We start from the raw sequence: 22,246 nt of genomic DNA, 5'->3' as shown, positions 1-22,246 counted from the left end.
GAACGATCATCGGGTCAGATATTGGCGCGCAGCACGGTCGCTGGAAGCGGCTCGCCGCGCTCGACACTCGCCGCCACGGCACCCATCAAACCACTCAACTCATACCCCTGGGCCTTGAGCCAAGCCTGATCGTAATAGGTGGTGGCATAGCGTTCGCCGCCATCACACAGAATCGCCACGATCGACCCCGACTCCCCCGCCGCCGCCATCTGCTGGGCCGCCATCAAGGCGCCGATCAGGTTGGTCCCGCTCGACCCGCCAACATGACGACCTAAACGCTGCGCCAGGTAATGCATGGCCGCCAGTGACAGGGCGTCCGGCACTTTGATCATCGCATCGATCACCTTGGGCAGGAACGACGCTTCCACCCGCGGCCGGCCAATGCCTTCAATCCGCGACCCATGGTCCAGGCACAGGCTAGCGTCGCCGGTCTGGTAGTAATCGAAGAACACCGAACGCTCGGCGTCGGCACACAGCACGCGGGTGCAATGCTGGCGATAACGCACGTAACGGCCCAGCGTCGCGATGGTACCGCCGGTGCCGGGGCTGGAAATCAGCCAGCTCGGCTCGGGGTGCAGCTCGAAGCGCATTTGCTGGAAGATCGACTCGGCGATGTTGTTGTTCGCCCGCCAGTCGGTAGCGCGCTCGGCGTAGGTGAACTGGTCGATGAAATGCCCATCGTGTTCGCGAGCAAGACGTTCGGATTCGGCGTAAATCTGTGTCGGATCGTCGACCAGATGGCTTTTACCCCCGTAGAAGGCGATCTGCGCGATCTTCTCCTTGGAGGTACTCGCCGGCATCACCGCAATGAACGGCAAACCCAGCATACGGGCGAAGTACGCCTCGGAAATGGCCGTCGAACCACTGGACGCTTCAATCACCGGCGCACCGGGTTTAAGCCAGCCGTTACACAGCGCATACAAAAACAGCGAGCGCGCCAACCGATGCTTCAGGCTGCCGGTGGGATGGCTGGACTCATCCTTGAAATACAACTCGATGCCCGGAAAACCCGGCAGCGGCAAGGGGATCAGGTGGGTGTCGGCGCTGCGCTGGAAGTCGGCTTCGATGATCCGGATGGCTTCACGGGCCCACTGTCGGTTGTCGCTCATGGTGGTTTTCTCGTCGAATCGGGCAAGAGTCGGCCTTGTCGCAAGGCTCAGTCCTCAAGCTTAGGAAAAAACCTACATCACGCACAGATACAGCTGAGGTCCAATACGTTTGGCAACTGCTAGGCTCAGGTCCTTCCCGGCTGTTCGCGTTGTAACGGCATATAACAAAAAAGAATATAACTTTTGTTTTAACAACTAACGGTACGGGTTAGGGTGTGCCACCTTTTGAATTCATCGATGGAGAGCGGCCTTGCCTCTGCGTAGCACGTTCACGCGTTTCTTTCAGTTGGAAGCTGCCAGCGGTCTGTTATTGATCGCTGCCGCAGCCTTGGCGTTGATCATCAACAACTCCCCGCTGTCGTGGCTTTATAACGGCCTGCTGGACACCCCCGTGGTCGCTCAGATCGGCGCACTAAAAATCGCCAAGCCTTTGTTGCTGTGGATCAACGACGGCCTGATGGCCATGTTCTTCCTGCTGATCGGCCTGGAAGTGAAGCGCGAAGTCCTTGACGGTCAACTGTCGAAACCCTCGCAAATCGTCCTGCCCGGCGCGGCGGCGATTGGCGGCATGGTGATTCCGGCGCTGTTCTACTGGTTTTTGAACCGCGACAACCCGGCGGCCCTGGGTGGCTGGGCCATCCCGATGGCCACCGACATAGCCTTCGCCCTTGGCGTACTCGCCTTGCTCGGTAAACGCGTGCCGGTTTCGCTAAAACTGTTCCTGATGACCCTGGCGATCATCGACGACCTCGGCGCCATCATCGTCATTGCGATCTTCTATTCCGGGGCACTATCGACCCTGTCACTGGCGCTGGCCGCGGCGTGCATTGTGGCGCTAATCGCGATGAACCGGCTCGGCGTGGTAAAGCTCGGTCCGTACATGATCATCGGCCTGATCCTCTGGGTCTGCGTCCTCAAGAGCGGTGTCCACGCGACACTGGCCGGTGTGACCCTGGCCTTCTGTATTCCGTTGCGCACGAAAAACGCAGAACCTTCGCCACTGCTGACCCTCGAACACGCCCTGCACCCATGGGTCGCCTACGGCATCCTGCCGCTGTTCGCCTTCGCCAACGCCGGCCTGTCCCTGAGCGGCGTGACCATGGAAAGCTTCACCCACCACGTTCCCATGGGCATCGCGGTCGGCCTGCTGCTGGGCAAGACCCTCGGCGTCTTCGGCCTGACGTGGCTGGCGGTGAAAATCGGCATCGCCGCCCTGCCCCAAGGTGCCAATTGGGGCCAAGTGCTGGGTGTTGCGATCCTCTGTGGCATTGGTTTCACCATGAGCCTGTTTGTCGGCTCCCTGGCCTTTGTGCCCGGCGCCAGTGAATACGCCGGGATGGATCGGATGGGGATTTTGACCGGGTCGATATTGGCGGCGTTGATGGGTTATGCGGTGACGGCGGCGGCGAGTCGCAAGCGCACTGCGCTGCAATCCTGAGCGATAGAGAACACTCTTAGCGACATTCAGGATTCGTCCTACAGCCACGATTAGCCTCGTTCGTTAACGTCGCGCAGCCCCTTTTTTGAGGGCTGCCGACGTACGAACGCAAGGAAGATCAGTGGCTGGCAATAAGGACATTCCCCGGGTTCAGAACCCACCGTCAGGCGACGGGCATCACATCACTCACCGCTTCATGACGGCCACCGAACTGGCCGAGCGCAATGCCCGACAAAACGCTTACGACGCCATGCTTGCGAGGCAAGACGCTTTCGAACGGAGTCGTGAGGTCGTCGCCAAAAAGCACGAAGCCGTTCGCGCGGGGTGCGTCTTTGCCAAATCCTGCAAGCTGCCGGACGCCATCATCGACTACTCGAATCCTTCGGGAATGGTGCCCACCGACAGCCTCAAAGACTACGGGGAGGTCGCCTGGCTCGGTGCTCGCGAGGTAGACGATGCCGGACTGCTGAACCTGGAAACGATCAGTGGCAGCACCCTCTCGCTCGGCATCGGTCGAATTGCTCTTCGCGCCCCGACTCTCGCCGTTCCTGCCTCAGCACTTGGCGCTGCTGGAGCCGCCGCATTGGCCGGCGTGATCGCGCTGTTCTGGACGCCGAGCCTGGGCGACAGTGCGCTCTACACCGAAGACCAGTTGCGCGCCCTGAAACAGGCTCGAACCCGCGTTCGTCTAAGGGTCGAGCAACAGGCTGATGGCAGCTTCAAGGGATACGGTTTCTACACCGGCAAGAACCGCGATTGGGAAATGGTTGATGTCGTGCAGTTCAGTGTGCGCGGTAGCCAGCAGGTGGCGGATCTCGGGGATGGTATTGAGCTGATCTGGACGCCGGCTGTGGATGGGTCCGACATCCTCGGGATTCCCGCGCTGGAGGCTGCACCGCAAGCACCGCATATTTGGGTTTATCCGCCGACGAAAGCGGCTGACAGCATCATCGTGAATCCGGTTTACCCGCCTGAGTACAAGGATTTCATTCTGGTATTCCCTGCGGGTTCGGGGGTGTTGCCGGTTTATATTGTGGTTAGTGTTTCTAACCACAAATATTATCCGGCGCCAAATGGACTGACCGCTTTTCCCGATGCTACGAGAGCAACTCGTAAGACTCCGGTTAAAGGTGGCGGCGGCCTTAGAAAGCGCTGGAAAACCCCAAATGGGAAAATTTTTGAATGGGACTCACAGCATGGGGCTGTCGAGATGTACGACAAACGTGGCCGTCATCTCGGTGAATATGATCCGACTACTGGCGAGCAGACCAAACCAGCGGATAACACTAGGAAAGTAGAACCATGATTTACGTCATAGAGGCATTTGATAAAAAAACCGAACTCCTCGCATTCGAAGAAGAGCTGCCGAACGGCTACGATAAAGAACTGAAAGCAATTATGGGATGGACAGCGGATCAACAAGGCTGGGAGGGATACAACCTCACGACCGAGCAGCTTGATGCCTTGGAAGAAATACTCGGAAAGAAAATTTATAATTCAGCATTTCTTTTTCAACTCACCTGCAACGTCTAGAAACAGCTCCGTTTAATTCTCACTTCAAACAAAAAACCCCGACCAGCCACCTGATCGGGGTTTTGTTTTATTACCCGTTCCCGCTTAATGCGAAACGCGGCTAGTCCCATCAACAGTAGCAATCCGCACCCGCTCGCCAACACGGAATACTTCATTCTCCTGAACCTGTTGCACGTAGGCGCGCATGCTGCCGTCGTCTTCGCGAACAGTGATTTCCACGCCCTGGGCACGGGTCAGGCCTTCTTCGGTGGCCGAGCCGATCAGGCCGCCAGCGACGGCACCGATAACGGCAGCAACGATGCTGCCGCGACCGCCACCGATAGCGCTGCCGCCAACACCGCCAACCGCCGCACCGGCAAGGCCGCCGATCGGGGTTTTGGTGCCTTCGATTTTCACCGGTCGCAGCGATTCGATGGTGCCCATGCGAACCGTCTGCACCCGACGCGCTTCGTCACGGGAGTAGGAGTCACCGGTCAGGCTCGATTGGCAGCCAGTGAGCAACATCGCCATCGTGGAAAAGGAAGCAACCAGCAGAACAGACTTACGCATAGCATCAACTCCAAAGGACAGGTATTCATTAAACTCCGCAGCTTGACGCCTGTCACGGCCCGCCCGGATAAAATTTGGTTTGATTCAGGCCCGGTACAGGGCGCTACCACGAACTTGACACACAGTAGCGGCAAATTCCGGAATCTGCGCCAATAAACCAAGGATTTTCATGGATTACTTCATCATTGTCGTCGCCACCGTCGCCGGTCTGTACTTCCACTGGTGGTTATACGTGCGGATCAAATGCTGGATGGACCGCGATCTGGCGTTGGCTCTGGCGGGTAAAGACGAGCAGAAAAAGGCTTTCATGCTCCAGCAACTGGCGAACGCTCAAGCGCAGAAGATCAAGCGCCGAGACCTGCCCCAGTGGCTTGAAGCCGCTGCGGCAGGCTATCCCGATCGGTAGACTGTTCAGGGTGCCAGACGTTCAAGAATCCAGTTGGCGCCCTGCATACTGTAGTTGAGGCGATCGTGCAGACGGCTCGAACGGCCTTGCCAGAACTCGATGCGCTCCGGTAACAAGCGATAACCGCCCCAATGCTCAGGGCAATGAGGTTGCGTGTCGCTGAAACGTTGCTCGGTGTTCTTGAGCAACGCTTCCAGCTCAGCGCGATCGGCGATCACCCGGCTCTGAGGCGAAGCCCAGGCACCGAGACGGCTGCCCAGTGGACGGACCTGAAAATAGGCGTCGGACTCTTCCGGCGTGACTTTCACCACTCGCCCTTCGATGCGCACCTGGCGCTCAAGGGCCGGCCAGAAAAAGGTCATGGCCGCGAACGGGTTCGCGGCCAGATGCTGGCCCTTGGCGCTGTCGTAGTTGGTGAAGAAGGTGAAACCCTGCTCGTCCAGCCCCTTGAGCAGCAGTATGCGGCAATGCGGCCGACCGTCCTGATCGACGGTGGCCAGGGTCATGGCATTGGCCTCCACCGGTGGTTGCTCGGTTTTCACCGCGTCGGCAAACCACTGATGGAACAGCCCGAATGGCTCGGCCGGGGCTTGCGCCTCGGTCAGGCCATCACGGGTGTAGTCGCGACGCATATCAGCCAAGCCCTTGGTCATGGCACATTCCTTTTGGTTAACGAATTACTTCTTTGTAGCATCGGCGTCGGCGACTTTCTTGTCAGCCGCTGCGGCTTTGGCCGGAGTAGTCTTTTTCGCCGGAGTCGCGGTTTTAGCTGGCGCCTTCTTGGCGGCGGCTTTCTTGGCCGGGGCTTTTTTCGCGGCAGGTACATCAGCTTTCTTCGCGGCTGGCGCAGGGGTGACTGGTTTGACCACTGGCTTGACGTCCTGAGCAGCAAGCATCTTCACTGGCGCCGGGGCCGGCATGTTGTACTTGCTCAGCAATGCAACCATGGTGTTTTGCGGGGTCACCAACAGTTCCACTCGACGGTTCAAGGCACGGCCTTCAGTGCTGTCGTTGGCAGCACGAGGGGCTTCGCCACCCATACCGCGCAGCATCAGACGATCACGCTGCAGACCGCTGAGGCGGAAAATCGCCGCCACGGCCTGCGCACGCTCCTGGCTCAGTTTCACGTTGGCCGGTGCGGCGCCCGACGTATCACTGTGGCCGAGCACCAGCACGGCGGTCTTTGGATCAACTTCAAGGATTTTCGCGACGCGAGTGAACGGGCCAAGGGTCACCGGCAGCAGCATGGCCGGACGGTCAGGGTTGAACGAGCCCTCTACCGGTGCGGTAACCACCAAGACGTTGTCACGGCGCTCGAGTTGCAAATTGCTGTCCTTGATCGCTTCGCGCAGGCGCGGTTCGTAGTCGTCGAGCCAGGCCTGGGTGACTTTCGGATCGGGCATCGGCACGGCTTTGGCGGTGCTTTGCTCTTTGCCGCCGAACGGCCACCACCATTTGCCACCTGCATCGGCTTCAGCCTTGGCCACAGCGGCAGGTTTGGCTTCAGGTTTTACCTCTGGTTTTACTTCTGGCTTGGCCGGGGTCTTGTCGGCGGCATCATCGGAGCCGAACGGCCAATACCAGTGGCTGGAGCTTTCAGTCTTGGCTACCGGAGCCGTCGCGGCAGGCTTCAGGGGGGCCGGGGCCGAAGCCGGAGCAGGGCCTTTAGCGGCGACTTTGTCGGAGGAACCGAACGGCCACCAGCTGCTGCCATCCGAGTCATTTTGTGGAGTTTGTGCGCAACCGGTAATAGCGAAGCACAGGGCCAAAGCGAGGGTTTTATTGGAAGACATTGGATATCCACAAAATGAAATATTGAAGTATCAGGCCGGATTGACCCGGATAAACAGACGCTTGGAAACCATAAAGGCCTTTGGGTTCCGGCCCTGGAACCCCTGAGCGCGATTTACAGACAAGTGGCCAGTGCCCGCACAAGCTTTTGCGCGCGCGGATCCATCAAGACGTACGGCCCTAAGGTATTTGTCACAAAGCCGAAAGCCACATCGTGTTCCGGGTCAGCAAAGCCGGTGGAACCGCCGGCACCCGGATGACCGAACGCACGAGGGCCGAGGCCGTAGGTGGCGTTGGGAACGTCCGGTTGATCGAGCATGCAACCCAGGCCGAAACGGGTCCGGGTCAGTAAAGTCTTGTCCTCGCCGAGGCTGTGTTCGCGCGTCAGTTCGTCGAGCATTTCGCTTTCCAGCAAGCTGCCATCGAGCAGACCGGCATAGAACCCGGCCAGGCTGCGGGCATTGCCGTGGCCATTGGCGGCCGGCTGCTGCATGCGTCGCCACTCGGGTTTGTTGGTGCTGGTCATGATCGACGGCGGGTTAGTGAACGCCCTCGTGGTCATGGCCGTCGGCTCGCGCATAGTCACTTGCAGCAAGCGCTGGGCGGCGGCATCGCCGACATTGCCCTTGCCACGGGCGATGTGCGCCACGCGGTGAAACTCTTCGTCTGCCAGGCCGACGTGGAAATCCAGCCCCAAAGGCTTCGCGACCCGCGCCACGATGGACTCACCCGGCCCACGACCGTCGGCACGACGCAGCAACTCGCCGACCAGCCAGCCGTAGGTGATCGCGGCGTAACCGTGACCGACCCCCGGCGTCCACCACGGTTCTTCGGCGGCCAAGGCGTCAACCATGGTTTGCCAGTCGTAAAGGGCCTCCGGGGCCAGCAGCTCACGCAGCGCCGGAAGACCGGCCTGATGACAGAGCAATTGACGCAAGGTTACCGACTCTTTGCCTGCGGCGGCGAACTCCGGCCAGTAGCGAGCCACCGGGGCATCCAGTTGCAGTTTGCCTTCGGCCACCAGTTGCAGGGCGGTCACCGCGGTAAAGGTCTTGGTGCAGGAAAACAGGTTGGCGATGGTGTCGCTGTGCCAGGCTTCAGCGCCATCCTTATCGGCACTACCGGCCCAAAGATCGACCACGGTTTCACCGCCGAGCTGGATGCACAGCGCTGCGCCACGTTCCTGAGGATCGTCGAACAGCGCAGCGAAAGCTTCACGCACCGCTTCGAACTTCAGATCGTAATAACCCTGAATCTGCACCCGCAACTCCCCTGGATAATGTCTACAAAGTGGCCCGCATTGTTCCAGCCCTAGAAGGTTTTGGGAACTGTGGCGGGCCGGGCGGTCGGTCGCCCATAGAAGTGATCAGAAATTAATGGCGCCCTTGCGGACGCCTTCGCGGGCAAGCCTCGCTCCTACAGAATCTCCACACTCCCAGTAGGAGCGAGGCTTGCCCGCGAAGAACGATGACACGGTTTCAGCTATTTAATGCCCATTGCCGGAATGCCCACCTGCATGGCCAGCGCCCTGCCCTGCGCCTTTGCCAGCATCGCCTTTTTTGCCGCCCTCTGCTTCGTGACCGGCTTTATCCGCTTCAGCCTTGGCCTTCTCGGCTTCTTTACCGAGCTGATCGACGGTCTGCAAATTGCTCTTGCGTACGCTGTCGACGAACCCCTGGAACGGCAGATCGGTAATGCCCACCAGACCAAAGTGCCCGTTCTCGCCATCCAGCAGGCGACCGGTAACCGGTTGATCGAGGTATTGGAACCAGTGCACCCCGACGATCGACGGTTCGCTCATCGCCTGTTTGAGGAAATTGGCGTAAGCCGGCCCACGGTCCTCTTCCTTCGCCAATTGCGTCACGCCGCCCCAGAACGGGCCGCGATCCGCGGAGCCGAAGTTGAACTCGGTGATCAGCACCGGTTTGTCCAGGCTGCGCAGCTTGGCGAAGTCGTAACCGTCCTGCGGTTGCAGGGTGTACATGTTGAAGCTCAGCACGTCGCAATACTGGGCACAGGACTCAACCGCTTCCGGGGTGCTGATGGCAAACCGGCCGCCCAGCAACAGCTGATTCGGCGCGTGCCACTTGAGCGAGTCGGAGAGGGTCTTGAAGTACGTGTCGGCGAAGACCTTCTGGAAGTATTTGAAGTCGGCTTCGATTTCCGGGTGTTCGGCGCTTGGCAGCGGCGGCACGAAGCCCGGGTCTTCCATCAACTCCCAGGCCGGCAAATCAATGCCCCAGGCTTTGGAAAGGCCCGCCTGATTGCGATATTTATCCCGCAGTTGCTTGAGGAACGCACGTTTGGCCGGGACGTCGGTGGTCATCTTCAACGTGCCGTACGCCAAGGCGTAGCGGGCTTTCGGGTCATCGCCGGGACCGGCCCAGGCCAGCTCGTTATCGGCAAAGTAACCGATCAGCCACGGATCGTCGCGATGGTCGCGGGCGGCAATGGCCACGGCACGTTCGGTGGCCATGGCGAAACGCGGGTCAAACGGGTCGGGCATGCCGCCCCACCAGTCGGTGCCGGTGCTGATGCTGGCGTAATCGCCGACGATCGACAGCGGCAATGTGTACGGCACACGGTCAGCGTTGGCCAGCGCCGGGGCGCTCCAGTTGCCAATAGTGTTGAAGCCCCAGGCTTGCAGGCGATCAAGCGTGTGGCTGGCCCATTGTTTTTCATCGACAACCGCTTTGCAGGGTTCGGCGGGAGTTTTCTCAGCCGCTTTCGCGGCTGTCGCTTCAACTGCGCCGGTCTTGGCGGCTTCGGCGACACCGGATTCAGCGGTCGAAGGAGCAGCGGGTTGCTCAGCGGCCTTATCGGCCGTTGCCTCAACGGCGTCAGCCTTGGCGGCTTCGGCGACACCGGCCTTGGTGTCGCTGCCCAGTGCGCAAGGTTCGCCATACAAGCGCTGCAGGTTGGCACCATAGAAGTCGTACCAGCGACCGGCGTTATATCCACGGCCCTGATCGACACCGTTGCCACCGCGGTTGTCGCCTTCGCCATAGTGGCTGGCCAGCGGCTCGTCGGGTTTTGGCAGGGATTCGAACATCCATTCGCGACCGGCGATGTACGTCTGGTTGACGTCCGGGGTGACGGTGTTGACCCCGAGCGAATAAAACGGATGCCCTTCGGGGGTCACCAGGTACCAGCGACCGTCGCGCTTCTCAGTGCGGAAAAAGCCGCTGGCTTTGAATGCCGGGCCTTTGTTCCAGCCACCGAACGTGTCCAGGGCCGACTTCTCGCGCTCGGCCAGCCAGGTTTTCAGTTGCTGCTGTTCTTTGGCGGCTGCGCTTTTCAGTTGCTCGTCGCTGCTGACTTTCTCTGGCCATTTGGCCCGGGTTGACTGGCCGTAAGCGTCTACAAGGCCGCCAAAAGCCGCTTGGGTGACCGCATCGCCGTCCTGCACACCAAAGCGCTCAAGCAGAATACTTTGGGCAACTTTCGGCTGATCCATCGACAAGGTCACCGATACCACTTGGCTGCGCTCCAGCTCACCGACGCTACTGGCCAGCAATACGCGTTGCCCCTCAAACGTCATCGGCATCGGCGGGCCGGCTTTTAGCCCAAGGCTCAATGGCGAAAATGGCTGCAGCGGCACCAATAAAGTTTGCGCAGGGCCGGCCGGCAAGTCGACGCGGCTGACCAGTGTCTTGCCGTCGTTGCTCTGGATTTTCACGTACAGGGTCACGGCCCAGTTCATTGCGCTCTGAATCCGCAAACTCATGAAACCCGACTGCGACCAGTCCCAGGCGCCGGTCTGCGGGGACAGACGCAAGGTCGGTTGTGCCACCGGGTTGAACGTCACCCGACGCAACACTTCGCCCTCAGCTGTTTGCTCGGCGTTGGATTGCGGCAGGCTGGCGTCCTGAGTCGCCACCAGGACCACGTCGGCGGGGCGCACAAAGTTGAACAGCGTCTGTTGACCGGCAGGGGCTGCCAGCAAAGGGGCTGCGAACATCAGAGCGAAAACGGCAGGTAAAGAACGGCGCAGCGAACGGCGAATCATGAGAACGAAATTCTCCCTAACGACCCTCAATGGGCCAGTGGAAAAGCGATGGTTGAGAGATAGACAACGCGGTGGGCACATTTGCCCACCGGTGTATCAGGAAATTTCACGACGGAAGGGAGGCAACGCATTGAGGATTGCCTTGCCGTAACGCTGGGTGACCAGACGTCGATCGAGCAAGGTAATGGTGCCGCGGTCTTCTTCGGTGCGCAGCAAGCGACCGCAGGCCTGGACCAGCTTCAGCGAAGCATCCGGCACGGAGATTTCCATGAACGGATTGCCGCCCCGAGCCTCAATCCACTCAGCCAGGGCCGCTTCGACCGGATCGTCGGGCACCGAGAACGGAATCTTCGCGATGACCACGTGCTCGCAATACGCACCGGGCAAGTCGACCCCTTCGGCAAAACTCGCCAGGCCGAACAACACGCTGGAATCACCGCCATCGACCCGTGCCTTGTGCTTGTTCAGGGTTTCCTGTTTCGACAGGTTGCCTTGAATGAACACTTGCTTGCGCCAGTCGCGATCGAGACCGTCGAACACGTCCTGCATCTGTTTGCGCGAGGAGAACAGCACCAGGGTGCCGCGCGAACCTTCCACCAAGGCGGGCAAGTCGCGAATGATCGCTGCGGTGTGAGCCGGCGCATCACGCGGATCGGCCTTCAGGTCCGGCACTCGCAGCACGCCAGCGTCGGCATGATGAAACGGGCTCGGGACTACCGCGGTCACGGCTTTTTTCGGCAGACCGGCACGCATGCGGAAGCGGTCGAAGGTGCCGAGTGCCGTCAGGGTCGCCGACGTCACCAGCGCGCCGTAGGCCACGTTCCACAGGTTTCGACGAAGCATTTCCGCCGCGAGAATCGGGCTGGCGTTGACCTCGATGTCGAACAGCGAACCGCTTTCAGCCAGGGTCAGCCAGCGAGCCATGGGCGGGTTGTCTTCCGGGTCTTCAGCGGTGAACGCGCCCCACAATTCCCAGTTGCCCGAAGAACGGGACAACAGGCTGCCGAACAGCGGATACCACTCTTCGGCCTGATTGCTGGCGATGCCGATGTTGACCTCGCCGTCCATGCCTTCCTTGAGCAGTTCGGTCAGTCGGGTAAAGACATCGGTCAGACGGGCAAAGCCCTTCTTCAGCTCGATGCCCATTTCGCGCATGTGCTCGGGAATGACCCCGCCGACGAAGCGATGACGCGGCCGCTCGCGACCTTCGACGTCTTCGCCGGGCTTGAAATCGGCGACCTGCTCGCAGGCGGTGAACATGAATTGCTGCTGTGTCTTGATCTCGCGAGCGAGTTCCGGCACCTGTTCGATCAACTTGCCCAAGTCGCCCGGCAGCGGATGCTGGGCCAGCAACTTGGTGAGGTTCTTGGCGGTGGTTTCCAGCCAGTCTGCGGTGGAACGCAGGCGTGTGTAATGGGCGAAATGGCCGATGGCCTTGTCCGGCAGGTGGTGGCCTTCGTCGAACACGTAGATGGTGTCGCGCGGGTCCGGCAGCACGGCGCCGCCGCCTAGCGCCAGATCGGCCAGGACCATGTCGTGGTTGGTGACGATCACGTCGACCTTGCCCATGCCTTCGCGGGCCTTGTAGAAGGCGCACTGGCCGAAGTTCGGGCAATGACGGTTGGTGCACTGGCTGTGATCGGTGGTCAGACGCGCCCAATCGGCGTCTTCCAGGGCGGTGGACCAACTGTCGCGATCGCCGTCCCACTTATTGCCGGCGAGTTTCTCGATCATGCTGGTGAACAGCTTCTGACTCGCCTCATCGACCTCGATCTTGAAGCCTTCTTCTTCGAACAGCGAAGCGGTGGCGGTTTGCGCGTGACCTTCCTGAAGCAACATATCGAGCTTGGACAGGCACATGTAGCGCCCGCGCCCCTTGGCCAGGGCAAAGCTGAAATTCAGCCCGCTGTTGCGCATCAGGTCAGGCAAATCCTTGTAGACGATCTGCTCTTGCAGGGCCACGGTGGCCGTGGCAATCACCAGGCGCTTGCCGGCGGCCTTCGCAGTGGGGATTGCGGCCAGGCTGTAGGCCACGGTTTTACCGGTACCGGTGCCGGCTTCCACCGCGACAATCGCGGGGTCGCCACTGCGCCGGCCTTCGTCGTCGGTGTTGATGTCACCGAGGACCTTGGCAATTTCGGCGATCATCAGGCGTTGGCCGTAGCGCGGTTTGAGGCTCTTGGCTTCGAGAAAACGCGAGTAGGCGCCCTGGATCGTGGTTTTGAGTTCGGTGCTGATCATGGATTGTCGGGCGCAAAAAACGCTGGATAAATTTTCAGTGGTTCGGATCGGCCGCTATCATACCCCGCTAATTAATCCCGCGCAGAACGGAGTACCTCAATGACCGCCTTTAGCCTCGTTTATACCCTGCATGTACTGTCAGCCCTGGTGTGGGTTGGCGGCATGTTTTTCGCCTGGATGGTCCTGCGCCCGGCGGCGATGAAGGCTTTGGAAGGCCCTGCCCGTTTGAAGCTGTGGGTAGAAGTGTTTCAAGGTTTTTTCCACTGGGTCTGGGTCGCGGTGGTGCTTTTGCCGATTAGCGGTGTGGGCATGATTCAACTGCAGTACGCCGGTTTTGAAATGGCGCCGCGTTATGTACAGGTCATGATGGGCTTGTACGTGGTGATGACGGCGCTGTTTATCCGGATTCAGGCGTTGTTGTTGCCGGAGTTGCGCACGGCGGTGGCGGCGCAGGATTGGCCGACGGGGGCTGCGGTGCTGGGGAGGATTCGCAAGTGGGTGGGGATTAATCTGATTGTCGGGTTGGTGCTGGTGGCGATTGCTGCGGCGCGGCCGTGATCGTTCCCACGCTCTGCGTGGGAATGCCTCAAGGGACGCTCCGCGTCCAGTGACGCGGTGCGTCACGGGCTGTATTCCCACGCAGAGCGTGGGAACAATCAGTTAAAGGGTTACAACCGCTGCACGGTCACCGAACCCGCCGCACCGGCAGACCCCGGCTGACCGTCAGCGCCAGGACGCCCGCTCTTGCCGCCATCGGCCTTGTAGACGAAACAGCCCTTGGCCTTGCCACCCGCTCCCGGCTTGCCGCCAGGCCCGGCCACGCCACCGGCACCGCCGGCCACTTGGACCTTGATCTGTTCCACCGGATAATCACGCGGCACTTCCAGCCTTACCAGCGCACCCGGTGCTCCCGCCTGACCGTCGCTGCCATTACTGCCATCAGCACCGCGGCCGGCCTGACCCCAGGTACAACCCGGCGCCTGACCGTTGGCCCCATCGAGACCGACGAAACCCGGTGCGCCCGCGCCGCCGCGAGCGTCCACCAACAATAGTGGCGCGCTCAGTGCCTTGATCTGCAAACTCAGGTTACGCCCGGAGCGGGCCGCCTTGAGGTAAGTCCCCGGCGCGCCGCGAGCAGTGATCTGGCTGCCTTCGGACAACTGCGCACGACTGACCTTCAGCTCAAGCGGCTGTTCGCTGGGTACGATGGCGATCCGCGCTTCACGACCCAGACGCAATTCACCGACGGTGACCTCGGTCACATTCGAGGGAATCAACAACGTGCCGTAGTCGGCCACTTCCAGGCGTTCCAGCTGCAAGGTGCTGGTGGTGTTGGGCAAGCGCATCAAGGAGTTGCTTTCGACGCTCACTACCTGAGCGCAAGCCAATGGGCTGATGAGTGCGGCGAGCAGACAGAGTTTACGCATGAGAAGCCTTCGATACGGTGGGAGCCGGGATGGTTTGCAGGTGGAAAACGCCGAAAAATAGGATCTTCAGGCGATCACGCCAAGGGTGGGCGCGACCTCTGAGACTGCGGTAGCAGAACACCGCCTCCAGAAAATGGAGCAGCGCCAACAGGCTGCCGACCAGATCGACCAACAGATGCAGAGGATTGACAAACGGTATGAGCTGATTGACCAGCACCACCAGCCAGAACAGCAGGGTCAATAACTTCCCCAGCCCCCAAAACACGTTCATACGCTCACCCGTTGAGAATTATTCTTTGCGCGCACAGTACCGGCTTCCACGCGGGATAAGCCAGAGGGCAACGGAAAATTCTTCATGAAGGCCGCCGAATGGCCGCCGGACCGACTTCAACTGTCGCTCGACGGCTCTATTACGGGGCTCAGCGATTGATGTGGTTATAGGCGTCCGACTTCGGATTGCGCAGGTTCGGGTTTCACGCTGGCCGGGTACTGCGGCAATGGACAACCATGATGTTCGACAGGCGTATTGGCGGGCGTATCAGGGCAGCGATCACGTCGATCGAAGACCCCATCATCGTCTTCGTCGCCATCCTGGGCGTAACAAATCAAGCCACCGGTCACGATACCCAGCGCCGCTCCACCGGCCGCCCAACCGCTACTTTGGAGTGCGCCCAGACCGCCACCGACCAGTCCGCCAATAACGCTGCAGATTGGCCAGGTTCGTTGATTGAGGGGGGCGGTGCCATCGCTGTGAGTAGCGCAACCGGTCAACAGGCTGCCAAGCAGCACAACCGGCAAGACAGTCCGTGTGAGAACACTCATGGTGAAAGCTCCTGTGTGACCGGCCAATGCCGGTAACACAGGAGTAAAGACCTGCATCCGCGACTGCACAAGCCGCGGAGTACGGGGGGTTTAGCGGTTGATTTTGATTTCCGTGCGACGGTTCATCGAGCGGCCGTCAGCGGTTTTGTTATCGGCGACCGGCTGGCTTTCACCGGCACCGGTGACAGACACGAATTCGCTGCGGGGTACACCTTGGGAAATCAGGTATTCGACCACCGAGTGCGCACGACGATCCGACAGTTTCTGGTTGTAGGTATCACTGCCCACGCTGTCGGTGTGACCGGTTACGGTCAACTGGGCGGTGCTCGCTTCCTGCTTCAGGCGAGTGGCGATGGTGTTTAGTACTTCTTTATCGGAAGGGGTCAGTGTGGCTTTGTCGAACTGGAAGTGAACATCGCGAATGACGATGACTTCTTCTTTAACCACGGCCGCTTCTTCGACCACTGGCGCAGGCACCGGTGGAGGGCAGCCGTCGGCATCGACGCGTACGCCTCTAGGAGTTCCCGGGCACTTGTCGCGGCTATCCGGCACGCCATCGCCGTCTTCGTCGCCATCACCGTGAACCCAGCAATAGGCCGCAGCCGTGCCGCCGACGAGCAGCGCGCCATACCCCGCCCATGCCGAGCTCTCGGTCGCGCCGAGACCTGCACCCACGACACCACCGACCGCCGCACAGGTCGGCCAGTCGGTTTTCTGCAAACCTGCGCAACCAGTCAACACACTGGTTAGCAGAACCAAGGGTAATGCTGTGCGAACTATGCTCATCTAGTTTTCTCCTGAGGGGATCGGCTTAGAACCGATTCAGGTAGTAAAGACCCGAGTTTTAATCTCCGCCAGCAATAGGCCATTGCAGTTTTGTCCCGTGTTCACGGTAGATCGGCGCTTTTGCGACAAACCACCTCTAGGCCCGGTCTCTTGAGCAGGCTAGTCTTGGCAGCTCTGATTGAGGATCTTCGATGATTGCAGGTATTTCTTCGCGCACGCCCCAGCAGGCGTTGGCCGCTTTGCTTGATCGTTACGCCCCCGCGCGCCTGTTGCTGATTGGCGCCAGCGAGTTCCCCGCGCTTGAGGCATTCAAGCTGGCGCACCCGGACACCCGTGTTGCACACGCGGCACCCGGGGCGTTGCCGGCCGAATTGGCGGCGCGCCGGTTTGACTTGGCGCTGGTGGTCGATTGCCTCGAACATTTGCCCAAACGCGATGGCCTGAACCTGCTTGGCGGGATCCGTAACCTCAACGCCAGTCGCATCGCGGTGCTGGCGGACTTGCCGGCCAGCGGCTGGCAGGAGACCGATTTTTTCTCCTTGGCCCTGCAGGCCAGCGAACGCTTCCAGCGCGACGATCAAGTGCTGACCCTGTTCACCTATGATCTTCTTGACTACAAACAAGTACCCGACTGGCTCAACTCACGCTTTTGGGCCAATCCGGAAAACTTCGGGAAATATTGGTGGTAAAGCAATGAGTACATCCATTTGCCCCTGCGGCAGCGGCACCCTGCTTGATGCCTGCTGCGGTCATTATCATGCCGGCCATCCGGCGCCGTGTGCCGAAGCCTTGATGCGTTCGCGCTACAGCGCCTATGTATTGGGGCTGATCGATTACCTGGTGACCACCACCCTGCCCGCGCAACAGGCCAGCCTCGATCGACAGTCCATCAGCGACTGGAGCGCCCAAAGCACCTGGCTGGGCCTTGAAGTGGAAAGCTCGGAGGTCTTCGGCGGCCAGCCAGAACACGCCTTCGTGACCTTCACCGCGCGCTGGCACGATGGCAGCGGTGAACACAGCCACCGCGAGCGCTCGTCGTTCGTGCAGAATGCCGGCCACTGGTACTTCATTGACCCCACCGTACAACTCAAGGCCGGACGCAATGATGCGTGCCCTTGCGCCAGCGGACAGAAATTCAAGAAGTGTTGTTCGGGTTATTTCAGCAGTTGAGGTAATCGCAAGCGACTAGACTGGGCATCAAAGGGAGTCACTCCATGCTCAGTCAGCGGCGCGTCTTTCAAACCCTCACCTTGCTCCTGTTTCTGGGGCTCGGCAGCTGCGCGTCCTGGTTCGGCGACGACCTGCCGGAGCCGCAGGTGCATCTGGTCAAGGTCGAAGTGGTCCAGGCCAAACTGATGCAGCAACGATTCCTCCTGCACTTTCGCGTCGACAACCCCAACGACAGTGACCTGACGGTGCGGGGCATCGAGTACCGCATTCACTTGGGCGACATGCTGCTGACCGAAGGCGAGCACGAGCATTGGTTCACGGTCGGTCCCAAACGCAGTGCCTACTTTAAAGTGCCGATCCGCACCAATCTGTGGCCCAAGGTGCGGGATCTGGTGAAAATGCTGAAAAAACCCGACCAACCCATCCCCTATCGCCTGGAAGGTGAATTGGAAACCGGTTTATTCATCGCCCACTACGTGCACCTGGCGCGTAATGGCGTGATAATCCCCGCCGATTTAATTCCGGAGCAAAACCGATGACCCAGCAACCCCATGTCCATGGCCCTGACTGCAACCACGATCATGACCATCACGACCACCATGATCACGACCATGGCCATGTTCACGGCCCGAACTGCGGCCACGCCCACCAGGAACCGGTGCGCAATGCCCTGAAAGACGTCGGCCGCAACGACCCTTGCCCCTGCGGCAACGGCAAGAAATTCAAGAAGTGCCACGGCGCATAAAGCGTTGAAGCATTGCTTTGTAGGAGCGAGGCTTGCCCGCGAAGAACGATGACGCGGTTTGCCTGAATGACCGAGGCGTCCTTTTCGCGGGCAAGCCTCGCTCCTACAAAATCTGCGCAGAGCTTACGACCGTCGCATATTCCCCATGCAAATTCCCCAGCGACATCGCATGCACCTCCTCGGCTGAATGCGCATTGCCAAAATAATCCGCCTTGTCGAACGTAAAGCACGCATCCTCCGCCACCCACGCATCAAACCCAAGATTCCCGGCCGTTCGCGCCGTGGACTCCACCGAGTTGTGGGTTGCCACGCCGACAATGATCAACTGATCGATCCCAGCCTCGCGCAAACTCGCCTCCAACCCGGTCGAACAAAACGCATCCGGGACCTGTTTCTGAATCAGCTGCTCGCCGGTCTGTGGCTGGAACCGCTCCTGAAACTCCACCCCGGACTGCTCCGGCCAGAACACCGATTCCGGCGAACGGGACAGGTGCTGCACGTGAATCACCGGTCGCCCGGTTCGACGCCAATGCGTTAGCAAATCGAGGATTCGCTCCTCGGCCTGAGGATTATTTCGGCGACCCAGTTTGGGATGCAGGATGCCTTTTTGTTGATCGATGATGATCAACGCCGCGTTCGTTTTGAGCTCCATGCCGGTTTTTCTCATGCTGTGTCATTGAATTTCACGCACTTCAGCATCACCTCCTCTTACAGGCAAGCTATCGAACGCAAACAGGACGACCTGATGCCGGCGTTTGCTGTCCGCAAGTAACGACATCTCTTGATTTGGAGTACTCCATGATCGACCTGTATTACTGGACCACCCCCAACGGCCACAAAATCTCGATATTCCTGGAAGAAGCCGGCCTGCCGTACAACGTGTATCCGATCAACATCAGCCAGAACGAACAATTCCAGCCTCACTTTCTGAAAATCTCCCCGAACAACAGAATCCCGGCCATCGTCGATCAAGAGCCAGCAGATGGTGGCGAGCCGTTGTCGCTGTTCGAGTCAGGGGCGATTTTGCTGTACCTGGCAGAGAAAACCGGCAAATTCCTGCCCAAAGACCTGCGTGGGCGCCAACAAGCGCTGCAATGGTTGTTCTGGCAGATGGGCGGCCTGGGGCCGATGGCCGGGCAGAATCATCACTTCAGCCGGTTCGCCCCGGAGAAAATCCCCTACGCGATCAAGCGCTACATCGACGAGACCGCTCGCCTCTATGGCGTGCTCGACAAGCAGCTGGCCGATAAAGACTTCGTCGCTGGCAGCGAATACAGCATTGCCGACATGGCGATCTACCCGTGGATCGTTTCTCACAAGTGGCAGAGTCAGAACCTGGAAGACTTCCCCAACGTGCTGCGCTGGTTCAACCACATACAGAGCCGTCCGGCGACCGTAAAAGCCTATGCCCTGGCGGCAAAAATCAACCCACCCAAACCCTGAAAAACGACGCACTCCCCTGCCCATGATCGTTCCCACGCTCTGCGTGGGAATGCCTCAACGGACGCTCCGCGTCCGCTTTTGGGACGCAGAGCGTCCCGGGCTGCATTCCTTTGCTGCGCGTGGGAACGATCATCGTGAAGAAATAACCCCACCGCCGCTTGCGCGGCCACCTGCTGCTCACTAACGTAGCGCCTTTAATGACGCTACCCCCCCCCGCAGGAGCTTTGCCATGGCCTCGCCAGCCCTTACACATTTTCTTCCTCGGTTCGGCGTTGCCGCAGCAGTGGCCGGTGTTTTGAGCCTGACCGGTTGTCAGACCTGGAACACCCGGGACACCCTCCCGCCGACCACCGGCGTGCAGCCACTCAAGGGCCTGGCGCAGAACGTTTCGGTACGCCGCAATGCCATGGGCATGCCGTTGATCGAAAGCAACACCTTCCACGACGCGCTGTTCACCCTGGGTTACGTCCACGCCAGCGACCGCATCACGCAAATGGTCACCCTGCGCCTATTGGCTCAGGGCCGTTTGTCGGAGATGTCAGGTTCGGAGCTGCTGGACGCTGACCGCTACATGCGCGCCGTCAACCTGAAGAAAAGCGCCGGCGAGCTGTACAAAGCGTCATCGCCGCGCCTCAAACGCTTCTTCGAAGTCTATGCGCGCGGGGTCAACGCCTACTTGTTCCGCTACCGCGACAAGTTGCCAGCAGACCTCGCGGCCACTGGTTACAAGCCTGAATACTGGAAGCCGGAAGATTCAGCGCTGATTTTCTGCCTGCTGAACTTCAGCCAATCGGCCAACCTGCCCGAGGAAATTTCCTCACTGATGCTGGCTCAGACCGTCACCACCGACAAACTCGCATGGCTGACGCCGTCTGCCCCCGATGAAAAACTGCCGCTGGCCGAAGCTGAAAAGCTTCAGGGCATCAAGCTCAACGGGCAAATCCCGGGCCTGGCCGACATCAGTAAAGCCACGAGCCAACTGTCCGATCTGAACCTGCTGGGCGCCACCTCGTCGAATAACTGGGCGATCGGCCCGCAACGCAGCCGCAGCGGCAAAAGCCTGCTGGCCAGCGACAGCCATGGACCACTGGGCGTGCCTTCGTTGTTCAGTTACGTACAGATCCGCGCGCCGAAGTACCAGGCTTCTGGTGTGACGATTGCCGGCTTGCCAATGGTGCTCGGCGGTTTCAACGGCAAAGTGGCGTGGAGCATGACCACCGTCATGGGCGACAACCAGGACCTGTTCCTGGAAAAAATCAAACGCCAGGGCAACGGACTTTCCTACGAGGTTGGCGGCAAATGGCAGCCGGCGATCGTGCGTAACGAAACCTACTTCGTCAAAGGCCAGCGGCCGATTCGCGAAGTGGTGTACGAAACCCGTCACGGCCCGCTGCTCAATAGTGCCCAAGGCACGACGCTGGCCAATGGGCTCGGCCTGGCCTTGCAGACGCCAGACTTCACCGACGACAAGACACTGGACGCGTTTTTCGACCTGTCCCGTGCACAGAACGTCGAGAAAGCCTCCGACGCCAGCCGTGAAATCCGCGCCATTGCGCTGAACCTGGTATTTGCCGACGCCAGCAACATCGGCTGGCAAGTCACCGGTCGCTACCCGAACCGTCGCGAAGGCGAAGGCCTGCTGCCGTCGCCGGGCTGGGAAGGTCGTTACGATTGGGACGGTTACGCCGACCCGATGCTCCATCCCTATGATCAGGATCCGGCCCAAGGCTGGCTCGGCACAGCCAACCAGCGAGTCATTCCCCATGGCTACGGCATGCAACTGTCCAACTCCTGGTCAGCGCCGGAGCGTGGAGAACGCATGGCCGAACTGGCGGGTGTGGGCAAACATGACACGCGCAGCGTGATCGCCATGCAATACGATCAGACCACCACCTTCGCTGCCAAACTGAAGAAAATGTTTGAAGCACCGGGCATGTCCCAGCCGCTTAAACAGGCCATCGAAGCGTTGCCTGAGGCGGATCGCGGCAAAGCTCGCGAGGCGTATACCCGCCTGATGGCCTTCGACGGCAAACTCAGCCCGACCTCCGCCGATGCGGCGATTTATGAGCTGTTCCTGCAGCAAAGTACCCAACAGATTTTCCTCGATGAACTGGGTCCGCAAAGCAGCCCGGCGTGGAAAGCCTTTATCGCCAACGGTAAGGTGTCCTACGCGGCCCAGGCCGATCACCTGCTGGGGCGTGAGGACAGTCCGTTCTGGGATGACGCTCGCACACCGCAGAAAGAAGACAAACCGGCGATCCTCGCCCGCAGTCTGGCAGCGGCGATCAGCGCTGGCGACAGTCAGCTGGGCGGCGATCACAAAGCCTGGCAGTGGGGCAAACTGCACCGCTATGAATGGAAGAATGCCAGTGGCCAGACCGTGCGCGGTCCATTCGCGGCGGGTGGCGATCACACCACGCTCAATACCTCGGCGTTCGCCTGGGGTCAGGATTTCAACACGACCCTGGCGCCGGCCATGCGCTTTATCGTCGACTTCGGCCAGGCCGAACCGCTGATGGGCCAGAACGGTACTGGGCAATCCGGCAATCCGGCGAGTCCGAACTACCTCGACAGTATTGATCCTTGGCTCAAGGGGCAATACATGAGTTTGCCGATGCAGCCGCAGAACTTTGACAAGGTGTATGGGAAGACGCGGTTGACGCTGACACCTGGCAAATAACGCCCCTCCTTTGCTGATCGTTCCCACGCTCCGCGTGGGAATGCAGCCCGTGACGCTCCGCGTCACTGGACGCGGAGCGTCCCTTGAGGCATTACCA

At 60.1% G+C, this 22,246-nt stretch carries 22 protein-coding genes and 1 pseudogene; 11 read left to right on the top strand and 12 right to left on the bottom strand.

From position 1 onward, the window contains the following. Positions 1–14: 14 nt before the first annotated feature. Complete coding sequence (locus tag ACYZT5_RS31305) at positions 15–1,109, bottom strand: PLP-dependent cysteine synthase family protein (RefSeq protein WP_462048749.1); 1,095 nt, start codon at positions 1,107–1,109, stop codon at positions 15–17. A 250-nt stretch (positions 1,110–1,359) separates the two neighbouring features. On the opposite strand from ACYZT5_RS31305, the gene nhaA reads away from it, so the two are divergent. The 3 genes from nhaA (at position 1,360) to ACYZT5_RS31290 (ending at position 4,080) form a co-directional block, all read left to right on the top strand. Further along, entirely contained in the window at positions 1,360–2,547 is a 1,188-nt protein-coding gene (nhaA, locus tag ACYZT5_RS31300; RefSeq protein WP_462048748.1) for a Na+/H+ antiporter NhaA, read from the top strand. A gap of 121 nt (positions 2,548–2,668) precedes the next feature. After that, complete coding sequence (locus tag ACYZT5_RS31295) at positions 2,669–3,853, top strand: colicin E3/pyocin S6 family cytotoxin (protein WP_462048747.1); 1,185 nt, start codon at positions 2,669–2,671, stop codon at positions 3,851–3,853. Beyond that, the gene (locus tag ACYZT5_RS31290) at positions 3,850–4,080 is read left to right on the top strand and encodes a DUF7683 domain-containing protein (protein ID WP_462048746.1); all 231 of its coding nucleotides are present in this window, start codon (positions 3,850–3,852) and stop codon (positions 4,078–4,080) included. The genes ACYZT5_RS31295 and ACYZT5_RS31290 overlap by 4 nt, the downstream gene beginning before the upstream one ends. 84 nt (positions 4,081–4,164) lie before the next feature. Here the strand turns inward: ACYZT5_RS31290 and ACYZT5_RS31285 are convergent, their stop codons facing one another. After that, positions 4,165–4,629 (bottom strand): outer membrane lipoprotein, encoded by a 465-nt coding sequence (locus tag ACYZT5_RS31285; protein WP_017336812.1) that lies wholly within the window; start codon positions 4,627–4,629, stop codon positions 4,165–4,167. A 169-nt stretch (positions 4,630–4,798) separates the two neighbouring features. Here ACYZT5_RS31285 and ACYZT5_RS31280 point away from each other — a divergent pair, with 169 nt between their 5' ends. Further along, positions 4,799–5,035, top strand: coding sequence for a hypothetical protein (locus ACYZT5_RS31280; RefSeq protein WP_462048745.1), 237 nt, complete (start codon positions 4,799–4,801; stop codon positions 5,033–5,035). Positions 5,036–5,040: 5 nt separating this feature from the next. Here the strand turns inward: ACYZT5_RS31280 and pdxH are convergent, their stop codons facing one another. From pdxH to dinG, 5 genes are all read right to left on the bottom strand, one after another. Next, positions 5,041–5,688, bottom strand: a complete 648-nt coding sequence (gene pdxH, locus ACYZT5_RS31275) for a pyridoxamine 5'-phosphate oxidase (RefSeq protein ID WP_462048744.1) — start codon at positions 5,686–5,688, stop codon at positions 5,041–5,043. Between the two features lie 24 nt (positions 5,689–5,712). After that, positions 5,713–6,828: an OmpA family protein gene (locus ACYZT5_RS31270; RefSeq protein WP_462048743.1), complete on the bottom strand. Its 1,116-nt coding sequence runs from the start codon at positions 6,826–6,828 to the stop codon at positions 5,713–5,715. Positions 6,829–6,941: 113 nt separating this feature from the next. Next, positions 6,942–8,087 carry a serine hydrolase domain-containing protein gene (locus tag ACYZT5_RS31265; protein ID WP_462048742.1) on the bottom strand — a complete coding sequence of 382 codons (1,146 nt, stop codon included), beginning with the start codon at positions 8,085–8,087 and terminating at the stop codon, positions 6,942–6,944. 225 nt (positions 8,088–8,312) lie between these two features. Then, on the bottom strand, positions 8,313–10,835 hold the full coding sequence (locus ACYZT5_RS31260; RefSeq protein ID WP_462048741.1) for a beta-galactosidase: 2,523 nt from the start codon (positions 10,833–10,835) through the stop codon (positions 8,313–8,315). A 96-nt stretch (positions 10,836–10,931) separates the two neighbouring features. Next, the gene (gene dinG, locus ACYZT5_RS31255; RefSeq protein WP_462048740.1) at positions 10,932–13,076 is read right to left on the bottom strand and encodes an ATP-dependent DNA helicase DinG; all 2,145 of its coding nucleotides are present in this window, start codon (positions 13,074–13,076) and stop codon (positions 10,932–10,934) included. Between the two features lie 99 nt (positions 13,077–13,175). On the opposite strand from dinG, the gene ACYZT5_RS31250 reads away from it, so the two are divergent. Then, positions 13,176–13,634, top strand: coding sequence for a CopD family protein (locus tag ACYZT5_RS31250; protein WP_462048739.1), 459 nt, complete (start codon positions 13,176–13,178; stop codon positions 13,632–13,634). A 110-nt stretch (positions 13,635–13,744) separates the two neighbouring features. On the opposite strand, the gene ACYZT5_RS31245 is transcribed toward ACYZT5_RS31250, so the two are convergent. The 4 genes and pseudogenes from ACYZT5_RS31245 to ACYZT5_RS31230 form a co-directional block, all read right to left on the bottom strand. After that, positions 13,745–14,503, bottom strand: coding sequence for a collagen-like protein (locus ACYZT5_RS31245; protein WP_462048738.1), 759 nt, complete (start codon positions 14,501–14,503; stop codon positions 13,745–13,747). Next, complete coding sequence (locus tag ACYZT5_RS31240) at positions 14,496–14,774, bottom strand: DUF1145 domain-containing protein (RefSeq protein WP_462048737.1); 279 nt, start codon at positions 14,772–14,774, stop codon at positions 14,496–14,498. Before ACYZT5_RS31240 ends, ACYZT5_RS31245 begins: the two co-directional genes overlap by 8 nt. A gap of 176 nt (positions 14,775–14,950) precedes the next feature. Then, positions 14,951–15,325: pseudogene (locus ACYZT5_RS31235) on the bottom strand (OmpA family protein); the annotation flags it as partial. Between the two features lie 90 nt (positions 15,326–15,415). Next, positions 15,416–16,111, bottom strand: a complete 696-nt coding sequence (locus tag ACYZT5_RS31230; RefSeq protein WP_462048736.1) for an OmpA family protein — start codon at positions 16,109–16,111, stop codon at positions 15,416–15,418. A 191-nt stretch (positions 16,112–16,302) separates the two neighbouring features. Here ACYZT5_RS31230 and ACYZT5_RS31225 point away from each other — a divergent pair, with 191 nt between their 5' ends. The 4 genes from ACYZT5_RS31225 to ACYZT5_RS31210 are packed head-to-tail and all read left to right on the top strand — an operon-like array spanning position 16,303 to position 18,026. Continuing rightward, positions 16,303–16,800 carry a DUF6231 family protein gene (locus ACYZT5_RS31225; protein WP_462048735.1) on the top strand — a complete coding sequence of 166 codons (498 nt, stop codon included), beginning with the start codon at positions 16,303–16,305 and terminating at the stop codon, positions 16,798–16,800. A 4-nt stretch (positions 16,801–16,804) separates the two neighbouring features. Then, positions 16,805–17,281: a YchJ family protein gene (locus tag ACYZT5_RS31220; protein ID WP_462048734.1), complete on the top strand. Its 477-nt coding sequence runs from the start codon at positions 16,805–16,807 to the stop codon at positions 17,279–17,281. A gap of 44 nt (positions 17,282–17,325) precedes the next feature. Beyond that, the gene (locus ACYZT5_RS31215; RefSeq protein WP_462048733.1) at positions 17,326–17,820 is read left to right on the top strand and encodes an LEA/WHy family protein; all 495 of its coding nucleotides are present in this window, start codon (positions 17,326–17,328) and stop codon (positions 17,818–17,820) included. Continuing rightward, entirely contained in the window at positions 17,817–18,026 is a 210-nt protein-coding gene (locus ACYZT5_RS31210; protein ID WP_007906737.1) for an SEC-C metal-binding domain-containing protein, read from the top strand. The genes ACYZT5_RS31215 and ACYZT5_RS31210 overlap by 4 nt, the downstream gene beginning before the upstream one ends. A gap of 103 nt (positions 18,027–18,129) precedes the next feature. Here the strand turns inward: ACYZT5_RS31210 and ACYZT5_RS31205 are convergent, their stop codons facing one another. Further along, positions 18,130–18,678, bottom strand: coding sequence for a cysteine hydrolase family protein (locus ACYZT5_RS31205; RefSeq protein ID WP_462052340.1), 549 nt, complete (start codon positions 18,676–18,678; stop codon positions 18,130–18,132). Positions 18,679–18,824: 146 nt separating this feature from the next. Here ACYZT5_RS31205 and ACYZT5_RS31200 point away from each other — a divergent pair, with 146 nt between their 5' ends. Together ACYZT5_RS31200 and ACYZT5_RS31195 are read left to right on the top strand one after the other, a co-directional pair. Next, positions 18,825–19,469, top strand: a complete 645-nt coding sequence (locus ACYZT5_RS31200) for a glutathione binding-like protein (protein ID WP_462048732.1) — start codon at positions 18,825–18,827, stop codon at positions 19,467–19,469. Between the two features lie 229 nt (positions 19,470–19,698). Further along, entirely contained in the window at positions 19,699–22,149 is a 2,451-nt protein-coding gene (locus ACYZT5_RS31195) for a penicillin acylase family protein (RefSeq protein ID WP_462048731.1), read from the top strand. The last annotated feature ends 97 nt before the right edge of the window (positions 22,150–22,246 follow it).

The organism is Pseudomonas sp. LB3P14, from assembly GCF_054898045.1.
Note: the sequence above shows the minus strand (reverse complement) of the source record. Positions and strands in the feature narration are given on the sequence as shown.

Bases quoted from the DNA above. Each gene is read 5' to 3' on its own strand.
- ACYZT5_RS31305 (WP_462048749.1), bottom strand. From the start codon at position 1,109: ATGAGCGACAACCGACAGTGGGCCCGTGAAGCCATCCGGATCATCGAA.
- ACYZT5_RS31290 (WP_462048746.1), top strand. From the start codon at position 3,850: ATGATTTACGTCATAGAGGCATTTGATAAAAAAACCGAACTCCTCGCA.
- ACYZT5_RS31285 (WP_017336812.1), bottom strand. From the start codon at position 4,629: ATGCGTAAGTCTGTTCTGCTGGTTGCTTCCTTTTCCACGATGGCGATG.
- ACYZT5_RS31280 (WP_462048745.1), top strand. From the start codon at position 4,799: ATGGATTACTTCATCATTGTCGTCGCCACCGTCGCCGGTCTGTACTTC.
- pdxH (WP_462048744.1), bottom strand. From the start codon at position 5,688: ATGACCAAGGGCTTGGCTGATATGCGTCGCGACTACACCCGTGATGGC.
- ACYZT5_RS31270 (WP_462048743.1), bottom strand. From the start codon at position 6,828: ATGTCTTCCAATAAAACCCTCGCTTTGGCCCTGTGCTTCGCTATTACC.
- ACYZT5_RS31260 (WP_462048741.1), bottom strand. From the start codon at position 10,835: ATGATTCGCCGTTCGCTGCGCCGTTCTTTACCTGCCGTTTTCGCTCTG.
- dinG (WP_462048740.1), bottom strand. From the start codon at position 13,076: ATGATCAGCACCGAACTCAAAACCACGATCCAGGGCGCCTACTCGCGT.
- ACYZT5_RS31250 (WP_462048739.1), top strand. From the start codon at position 13,176: ATGACCGCCTTTAGCCTCGTTTATACCCTGCATGTACTGTCAGCCCTG.
- ACYZT5_RS31245 (WP_462048738.1), bottom strand. From the start codon at position 14,503: ATGCGTAAACTCTGTCTGCTCGCCGCACTCATCAGCCCATTGGCTTGC.
- ACYZT5_RS31240 (WP_462048737.1), bottom strand. From the start codon at position 14,774: ATGAACGTGTTTTGGGGGCTGGGGAAGTTATTGACCCTGCTGTTCTGG.
- ACYZT5_RS31230 (WP_462048736.1), bottom strand. From the start codon at position 16,111: ATGAGCATAGTTCGCACAGCATTACCCTTGGTTCTGCTAACCAGTGTG.
- ACYZT5_RS31225 (WP_462048735.1), top strand. From the start codon at position 16,303: ATGATTGCAGGTATTTCTTCGCGCACGCCCCAGCAGGCGTTGGCCGCT.
- ACYZT5_RS31220 (WP_462048734.1), top strand. From the start codon at position 16,805: ATGAGTACATCCATTTGCCCCTGCGGCAGCGGCACCCTGCTTGATGCC.
- ACYZT5_RS31215 (WP_462048733.1), top strand. From the start codon at position 17,326: ATGCTCAGTCAGCGGCGCGTCTTTCAAACCCTCACCTTGCTCCTGTTT.
- ACYZT5_RS31210 (WP_007906737.1), top strand. From the start codon at position 17,817: ATGACCCAGCAACCCCATGTCCATGGCCCTGACTGCAACCACGATCAT.
- ACYZT5_RS31205 (WP_462052340.1), bottom strand. From the start codon at position 18,678: ATGGAGCTCAAAACGAACGCGGCGTTGATCATCATCGATCAACAAAAA.
- ACYZT5_RS31200 (WP_462048732.1), top strand. From the start codon at position 18,825: ATGATCGACCTGTATTACTGGACCACCCCCAACGGCCACAAAATCTCG.
- ACYZT5_RS31195 (WP_462048731.1), top strand. From the start codon at position 19,699: ATGGCCTCGCCAGCCCTTACACATTTTCTTCCTCGGTTCGGCGTTGCC.